This window comes from Mesorhizobium sp. M1E.F.Ca.ET.063.01.1.1 (genome assembly GCF_003998155.1).
Classification (GTDB): Bacteria; Pseudomonadota; Alphaproteobacteria; order Rhizobiales; family Rhizobiaceae; genus Mesorhizobium.
In genome coordinates this window covers 1-7,769 of sequence record NZ_RZSC01000253.1, presented here as the reverse complement: position 1 = coordinate 7,769, position 7,769 = coordinate 1, and the positions used below count along the sequence as shown (strand labels likewise).

The 7,769-nt window shown below is 63.6% G+C and carries 8 protein-coding genes; 5 read left to right on the top strand and 3 right to left on the bottom strand.

Features of this window, described 5'->3' with window-relative positions:
• Positions 1-564 (top strand): thermonuclease family protein (locus EOA29_RS18495; RefSeq protein ID WP_145969699.1); only part of this gene is annotated, 564 nt, incomplete at its 5' end.
• Here EOA29_RS18495 and EOA29_RS18490 read toward each other — a convergent pair.
• A complete protein-coding gene (locus EOA29_RS18490; protein ID WP_126090295.1) occupies positions 527-2,176 on the bottom strand; it encodes a lysine--tRNA ligase in 1,650 nt (549 codons plus the stop codon). The two genes, EOA29_RS18495 and EOA29_RS18490, sit on opposite strands and share 38 nt — an antisense overlap.
• 158 nt (positions 2,177-2,334) lie before the next feature.
• Here EOA29_RS18490 and EOA29_RS18485 point away from each other — a divergent pair, with 158 nt between their 5' ends.
• On the top strand, positions 2,335-2,748 hold the full coding sequence (locus EOA29_RS18485) for a tellurite resistance TerB family protein (RefSeq protein WP_126090294.1): 414 nt from the start codon (positions 2,335-2,337) through the stop codon (positions 2,746-2,748).
• Between the two features lie 222 nt (positions 2,749-2,970).
• On the opposite strand, the gene EOA29_RS18480 is transcribed toward EOA29_RS18485, so the two are convergent.
• On the bottom strand, positions 2,971-3,822 hold the full coding sequence (locus EOA29_RS18480) for a transporter substrate-binding domain-containing protein (protein ID WP_245464819.1): 852 nt from the start codon (positions 3,820-3,822) through the stop codon (positions 2,971-2,973).
• A 249-nt stretch (positions 3,823-4,071) separates the two neighbouring features.
• Between EOA29_RS18480 and EOA29_RS18475 the strand changes: the two genes are divergently transcribed.
• The 3 genes from EOA29_RS18475 (at position 4,072) to EOA29_RS18465 (ending at position 6,473) form a co-directional block, all read left to right on the top strand.
• Positions 4,072-4,803, top strand: coding sequence for a LuxR family transcriptional regulator (locus EOA29_RS18475; protein WP_126090292.1), 732 nt, complete (start codon positions 4,072-4,074; stop codon positions 4,801-4,803).
• A 273-nt stretch (positions 4,804-5,076) separates the two neighbouring features.
• Positions 5,077-5,715 carry an acyl-homoserine-lactone synthase gene (locus EOA29_RS18470; RefSeq protein WP_126090291.1) on the top strand — a complete coding sequence of 213 codons (639 nt, stop codon included), beginning with the start codon at positions 5,077-5,079 and terminating at the stop codon, positions 5,713-5,715.
• 11 nt (positions 5,716-5,726) lie between these two features.
• Positions 5,727-6,473, top strand: coding sequence for an enoyl-CoA hydratase-related protein (locus EOA29_RS18465; protein ID WP_126090290.1), 747 nt, complete (start codon positions 5,727-5,729; stop codon positions 6,471-6,473).
• Positions 6,474-6,549: 76 nt separating this feature from the next.
• On the opposite strand, the gene ppk2 is transcribed toward EOA29_RS18465, so the two are convergent.
• The gene (gene ppk2 / locus EOA29_RS18460; RefSeq protein ID WP_126090289.1) at positions 6,550-7,455 is read right to left on the bottom strand and encodes a polyphosphate kinase 2; all 906 of its coding nucleotides are present in this window, start codon (positions 7,453-7,455) and stop codon (positions 6,550-6,552) included.
• Between the last annotated feature and the right edge of the window lie 314 nt (positions 7,456-7,769).

Here is a 7,769-nt window from a genome sequence, read left to right as displayed (position 1 = left end):
CCGCTCAGCGATCTGGCGCTGGCCGGCCCGCCCAAGCCGCGCAAATCGAAGATGCCGGATGGCCAGGATGGCACCAAGCTGGTCCAGCCCGTCGCCTCCGCCGCAGGCGTTATCGAGTCGAAAGGCTATTCTGTCACCGTTTCAGGTATCGACGTCGTGAAGGACAACGAGACTTGCAACGACGACGAAGGCAAATCCTGGGCGTGCGGTGCGCGTGCCCGGACCGCATTCCGTGCCTTCCTGCGCGGACGGACAGTAGCCTGCGCCGTGCCTTCGAAAGGCGGGGGCGGTGCTGTTTCCGCCGAGTGCTGGGTCGGCAACAAGGATGTCGGCCAGTGGCTGGTGGAAAACGGCTGGGCGCGACCTACGCAAGGCGGCCCCTATGCCGAGGCGGGCGACAAGGCGCGCGCGGCGAAGAAAGGCATCTTCGGCGCGGCGCCGAAACTCGGCGGCCTGCCGGCGCTGCCGGCCGCCAGCCCCGCGCCCGCCGCGCCGGATTCCATCCTGCCGTCGGAAGACGGGGCCGTTATGCCGCCAACTGACCAGCCAGCGCCCGCTCAATAAGCGCGCGCGTCTCGGCGATGCCGTAAAGCGCCGCGAAGGAGCCGAAGCGCGGTCCGCGTTCCTGTCCGATCAGCACCTGGTAGATCATCTGGAAGAAGGCGACCGACACGCCGGGGCCGCCTTCCGGGCTCTGCTTGGAATGGTCCTGATAGCGCTCGATCCGCCGCGCGACGTTGAGCGCCGCGTTCTGGATCGCCTCGCCGTCAGCGCCTTGCGGGAGCGCGCCGAGCGCCTCCGACAGCTTCGCCAGCGCCTCGCGCTCCACGTCGTCGGCGGCACGATAGACCTTGGTCGGCTTCACGAAGTCGTCGAAGTAGCGGATCGCATAGCCGGTCAGCCGGTCGAGCTCCGGGTGCGTCCTCGGCGTCACGCCGGGGGCATGGCGCGAGATGAAGCCCCACAGCACCGCCTTGTCATGCGCGTTGGAGGCGCTGACCAGATTGAGCAGCAGCGCGAAGGGCACCGGCAGGTCGATCGCCGGCGGGTTGCCGTCATGCATGTGCCAGACCGGGTTGCCGAGCCGTTCCTTCCAGTCCTGCCGCGGATAGGCGGACAGGAAGGCGTAGTATTCGTCGACCGCTTTCGGGATGACGTCGAAATAAAGCTTCTTGGCCTGCCGCGGCCGCTGATACATGTAGAGGCCGAGGCTCTCGGTCGGCGCGTAGGTCAGCCACTCGTCGATGGTGAGACCGTTGCCCTTCGACTTCGAGATCTTCTGGCCGTTCTCGTCGAGGAACAGCTCGTAGACGAAATGCTCGGGCGCGCGGCCGCCAAGGATGTTGCAGATGCGGTCGTAGATCGCCGCGTTGGTCTGGTGGTCCTTGCCGAACATCTCGAAATCGACGCCGAGCGCAGCCCAGCGCATGCCGAAATCCGGCTTCCACTGCAGCTTCACCTTGCCGCCGGTGACCGGCAGCGTGGTCTCGGAGCCTTCGTCGTCGAAGGTGATCGTGCCGGCCTTGGCATCGACATGCTTCATCGGCACGTAGAGCACGCGTCCGCTCTTCGGCGAGATCGGCAGGAACGGGCTGTAGGTCGCCTGACGCTCCGGCCCAAGCGTCGGCAGCATCACCGCCATGATCTCGTCATAGCGCTCGGCGGCGCGCAGCAGCACTTCGTCGAAGCGGCCGGACTTGTAATACTGGGTTGCGCTGGCGAATTCGTAGTCGAAGCCGAACGTGTCGAGGAAGCGGCAAAGCATCGCGTTGTTGTGGTCGGCGAAGCTCGCATAGTCGCCGCCGAATGGATTGGGCACTGCGGTCAGCGGCTTGTGCAGATAGGGCTCGAGCGCTGCGCGATCCGGCACGTTGTCGGGGATCTTGCGCATCCCGTCCATGTCGTCGGAGAAGCAGAGCAGCTTGGTCTTGACCTTGTCCCCGGTCAGCACTCGGAAGGCGTGCCGCACCATCGTGGTGCGCGCCACCTCGCCGAAGGTGCCGATATGCGGCAGGCCGGACGGGCCGTAGCCGGTTTCGAACAGGACGGTCTCGGGGAAATCCTTGTCCTTGTAGCGCGCAATGATCTTCTTGGCTTCCTCGAACGGCCACGCCTTGCTTTCGGCGGTAGCCGCAAGCATCTCGGGATTGAGATCGATGATGTTTGATCCCGTCATGTCACTTTCCAGCTCATGTGCCGGCTTGGCGGCACCAAAGATTTTTCAAACCGGTCTCTAGGCGCGACGGGCCGGAGCGTCAACGATTTGCGGCGGTTTTCCTTGCGGCGCCACAACGAGGCCCCTACGTTGAGGGCACCAATATCGAGGAGTTTTGAATGCGTTCACTGACGCCGCACGAAGCCATGATCTACCTGATGGTCATCACCTCGGCTTCGGACCGCGACATGACCGATGTCGAGCTGGCGCGGATCGGCGACGTCGTCCGCTCGTGGCCGGTGTTCATCGATTTCAACCAGGACAGGCTGGTCGCGGTGGCGCAGGAATGCCAGAAGGCGCTGAATGACGAGGCTGGGCTGGAAGGCGTGCTTGCGCGTGTCGCCGAGACATTGCCGGAGCGGCTCCGCGATACCGCCTATGCGGCCGCTTTCGAAGTGGCCGCCGTCGATCTCGAAATGCGCATGGAAGAGGTGCGGGTGCTGCAGCTCATCCGCCTCAAGCTCGACCTCGACACATTGACCGTTGCGGCTATAGCGCGCGCGGCGAAGGCGCGCCTGCGTACGCTGACCTGATATTGGCACGGACCGAGGGCTACTGAGATTCAGGTCAGGCCGAGCCGAAAGTAGTGGGTTCCGAGAACCGGAGTGGAGCGTACTTGAAGTACGTGAGCACCGGCCTACCGGCTGTAGCCTTAATTTAACTGCCACGCCGCTCCTAAGTGCTTCGACCGGCGAAGGCCGGAAGCGTAGGAACTCGCTACTTGCAGGCCGGCCTCACCTGAATATCGGCAGCCCTCAGAAGAAGCTCACCGGGAAATAGCGCAGGTAGAACTCGGCGAAGATGCCTTTGATCGAGATTTCCTGCAGCGCATAGTCGAACGCTGCCGCCAGCGCCGGGTCGCCCGCCCTGGTGGCGATCGCCATGCCCGAGCCCAGATATTCCGGCGCCAGATACGGCCCGCCGGCGAAGCGGCAGCAACCGGCGGCATTCGAGCCGCCCAGCCAGAAGGCAAAGCGCATGCCGTCGCCGAAGGCGGCATCGATCTTGCCGGCCTTGAGGTCGGCGTAGAGGTCCTCGGGCTTGTCGAAGGGCACCACCTGCACTGTGCTGAAATAGTCGCGCAGCATCTTCTCATGCGCCGAGCCTGCCATGACGCCGACCCGCTTGCTGCGCAGCTTGTCGAGGATCGGCTCGGTGAAGGCCTTGGCCTTCGGCATGATGAAGCGCGCCGGAAACTGCAGGTACGAACGCGAGAAGGCATATTTCTCGCGGCTTTCCGGCGTCGCCGCGATGCCGGCGATGATCGCCTCGCCTTCGCCCTTCTGCAGCGCGCCTTCCAACTCGTTCCAGGGCAGCGCCTGGATCTGACATTTCTCGACGATGCCGAGTTCCGCGCAGATCGCCCGCGCCAGGTCGATATGGAAGCCCGACAGCCGGCCGGCGCCGTCGAGGAAGTTGAACGGCGGAAAATCGGTGGTGGTGAGGAATCTCAATCGCGGCAGCGCGGAAAGGTCGGGCTTGGGCAGTCGTTCCTTGGCGTCCCACAGCACCGGCACCTTCGGCTCCGCGGCCTGAGTCGCGCCGGCAAGCGGCGTCCCCCCGATCAGCGCCGAGATCAGGGCTAGAAATATCCACCGGAAAGTCACGATAAGGTTCCGCCCAGTCATGTTCCTTGGCTTTTCGTACGAAAACAGTGCAGGCACAACGGTTTTTGATTTCAAACGGGCGAATTCGGCGTATGGTTTAGCACATCTGCAAGTGGCAGCATGCGCGCCGGCAACGGGGGAGGTCACCGGCGTCACGAAAAAGCTTGCGATGCGGGGGTTGATGGCGAAGGGTGGTTCGGGCATCTACCGTCGGTCATGAAGCAAAAGCAACATGGGGTAGATGTTGCGATGAGCATGTTCGATAGAACTCTGGAATACATAGACCAATTGCAACGCGCCAACACTGCCGCGGCGGTGTGCGAGCGGCTGCTCGGCGTCACCTCGAAATTCGGGCTGACGGCGCTGATGGCCGGAACCGTGCCGCAGCCCGGCACGCCGCGCGGCCAGCAGAAAGATCATGTGCTTCTCTGTGACTGGCCGGGCGAGTGGCTGGAGCGCTACGTGGCGCGCAACTATGTCGACCATGATCCAGTCGTCAGCCACATGAAGCAATTGCAGGCCCCGTTCCAGTGGCGGGAGGCCTCGCAGGCCATCATCATCGACAAGAGCAGCGACGAGGTCATGGGCGATGCCCGCGAGTTCAAGCTGCGCGATGGTCTCGCCTTCCCGTTGGTCACGCTCGACGGCCAGATCGTCATGGTCTCGTTGGGCGGCGAGTCCGTCGAGCTGTCGGAAGCCGAGTTCGGGATGGTCTCGCTGGTGTCGACCTACGCCGTCGGCCGTGCCATGCAGCTTCATACGATGGCCGGCAAGGTCATCGATCACATAGAATTGACGCCGCGCGAGCGCGAGTGCCTGCAATGGGCCGCGGTCGGCAAGTCCGAGTGGGAAATCTCGCAGATCCTCGGCATCTCGGAGCACACCTCCGAGAAACACCTTCTTAACGCCAAAAGCAAACTCGGCGCCGCCAATCGTGTGCAGGCAGTCGCCGAGGCGATCAGGCGTGGCTATATTAGCTAGGCTGGTCGTTTCGGCCTGGAAATGCTTGCCTGCGCCAGCACGCAACATTTTCGGGAAAGCCCGGCCGTATCTCCTTCCGGGAGACGGCTAATGCTTTCTTAACGCAAAAGCAAACTCGGTGCCGCCAACGGGTCCAAGCTGTCGCGGACGCCATTAGGCGAGGCTATATTAGCCAGGTCGGCCGTGCTGGCCTAGAAATTCTTGCCTACGCGATCGCGTAATATTTTCGGGAAAGCCCGGCCGTATCTTCCTCTTAAGCCCAGGAGACGGCTAATGCTTTTTTCCCTTACCACTCAGGAATTGATGGAGCGTCCCGACCTTTGGGAAGCGGTCCATCGCCTGCGCCACAGGATCTTCGTCGAGGAGATGGGATGGACCGATCTCGATCGCCCGGACGGCCTCGAGATCGACCAGTTCGACCATGAGGAGGCCGAACATCACCTTGTCATCCGCAACGGCGAACTCGCCGGCTACCAGCGCATGCTGCCGACGACGCGGGCGCATCTTCTGACCGACGTCCTGTCGGATCTCTATGAAGGGACGCCCCCGTCGGGGCCAAATGTCTGGGAGCTTACCCGCTATGCCGTGGCGCCGGGCTTTCGCGACGGGAAGCGCGGGGTTTCGACGGTCGGCACCGAGCTGATCGCCGGCTTCGTCGAATGGGGCCTCAAGCGCGGCGTCAACCAGGTCATCATCGAATTCGAACCGATGTGGGTGCTGCGGGCGCTGCAGCTGCACTTCCTGGCGACGCCGCTCGGCTACCAGCGCACCTATGGCAACCAGCAGGTCGTGGCGACGCTGCTCACCTTCACCGAGCACACGCTGAATGTGGTGCGCCAGCGCCGCAATCACTTCCTGCCGGTGCTGAACAGGGGCTATCCCGGCCAGCTCGGATTGCGGCAGGCTTCGTGAGGGAGGTGGTCATGAGCTTCCATCCCGAACCGGAACTGCGCGGCCACACGCTGGTCGTCACGGTGTCCTCGCATGACGGCCGGCCGGTGCTGGACAGGCATGCCTATGCGAGCCTCGCCCGGACCTTCCACGAGGCCGCCGTCAATGACGACGTCCGCGTGGTCGTGCTGCGCGGCCTCGCCGGCTGCTTCTGCCTTGGCGGCGACTTCTCGGAGTTCCTCGACGCCACCAAGCACAAGCAGCTCATCGCCGCCGTCACCGACATGTTCCGCATGCTGGCGACGTTCCCCAAGCCCGTCCTTGCCTGCGTGGACGGGGATGCCGTCGGTGTCGGCTGCACCATTCTGTTCCACTGCGACATGGTGATTGCTTCGAGGGGCAGCACTTTCAGGGTGCCCTTCGTCGATTTCGGCCTCGTGCCGGATGCCGCGACCAGCATCCTGGCGCCTCAGAAGCTCGGCTATGCCGGCGCCTTCCGGTTCTTCTGCCTGGGCGACACGCTGGGCGTCGAGGACGCCAAGGCGCTTGGCCTTGTCGGCGAGATCGTGGAAGGCAGCGCGGAGGAGATGGCCCTGGCGCGGGCAAGGCAGCTCGCCAAGAAGCCGGTTGCCGCGCTGCTGCAGACGCGCGGTCTGCTCAAGGGCGATACGGACGTTCTGTGCGACCGCATCGACCATGAGATATCGCTGTTCCAGCAGGCGCTCCAGGACGACGCAACGCTGAAGCGGCTGCAGCGGATCGCCCGCCTGGCCGCCTGAGCACTCTCGTAAAAAGCTCAGCGCCGCGCACCCCAAAGATGCGCGGCGCTGTAACGTTTGGCGGGCGCCGGTAAAGTTATTTCTCCAGGAACGACGGCCCTTCGCCGATGATCTTCTTGTCCTGCTTGCCGATGGCATCGAGATCGCGCCCGTCATAAGGCAGCGACAACAGGATCCGCTGGATGACGGCAAGCCGCGCGCGGCGCTTGTCGTTGGCGCGCACGACGATCCAGGGCGCGAACTCCTTGTGGGTGCGCTCGACCATCCGGTCGCGCGCCTCGGTGTAGTCGTCCCATTTGTTGATGCCGGCGATGTCGATCGGCGAGAACTTCCAGTTCCTCAATGGCGACCAGCGGCGATCATGGAACCGTTCGAGCTGCGTCTCGCGGCCGATGTTCAGCCAGAATTTGAAGAAGTGGATGCCCTCGTTGCAGATCATGCGCTCGAAATGCGGCGTCTCGTCGAGGAATTTCTCGCACTGCTGCGGCGTGCAGAACCCCATGACCGGCTCGACGCCGGCGCGGTTGTACCAGGAACGGTCGAAGGTGACGAACTCGCCGGAGGTCGGGAAATGATCGACATAGCGCTGGTAATACCACTGCCCAAGCTCCGTCGGCGTCGGCTTGGTCAGCGCCACGTTGCGCGCCGTGCGCGGGTTCATGTACTGCCGCAGCACGAAGATCGTGCCGCCCTTGCCGGCCGCGTCGCGTCCCTCGAACAGCGCCATCACCCGCTTGCCCGTAGCCTGCAGCCAGGTCTGCGCCTTGACCAGCTCGATCTGAAGGCACTCGAGCTCCTTATCGTAGTCCTCGCTGTTCATCTTCTTGTCGTAAGGATAGCCGCCGGCGGTGAGCTTGTTGGCCTCGATCCAGTCCGGAAGCACCGGGTTGTCGATGTCGAACTCGCGGTCCTTGCCGCCGATCTTGATCTTGATCGGTCCTGAGGCAGGCGCCGTTTCGGCTTGTTCCTTGGCTTTTTTCATCGAGACGAACCCTTTCCGGCTTGCGGACTCATGCTATGGAGCCTCTGCGACGCCGCGTGTCCGTCCGGACGCAATGACGCCGTAGCATGTTGATTTTGCGCATGAACCATTGCGAAAATCGATCCCGATTTTCAGGGCCATGCGCAAGGCTGGTCAAAGGCGATATCCGCTGGCCGGCTAACCGGGGGTAGCGCATGGTCGATACGGGCGCAGAGCGAAAAGGCGCGATGGAAGCCATCGTCGCCCGGCTGCGCCGCCGCCGCTGGTTGCTGGCCGCGGCCGTCGTCGCGATCTTCGCCGTCCATGCTTTCGGC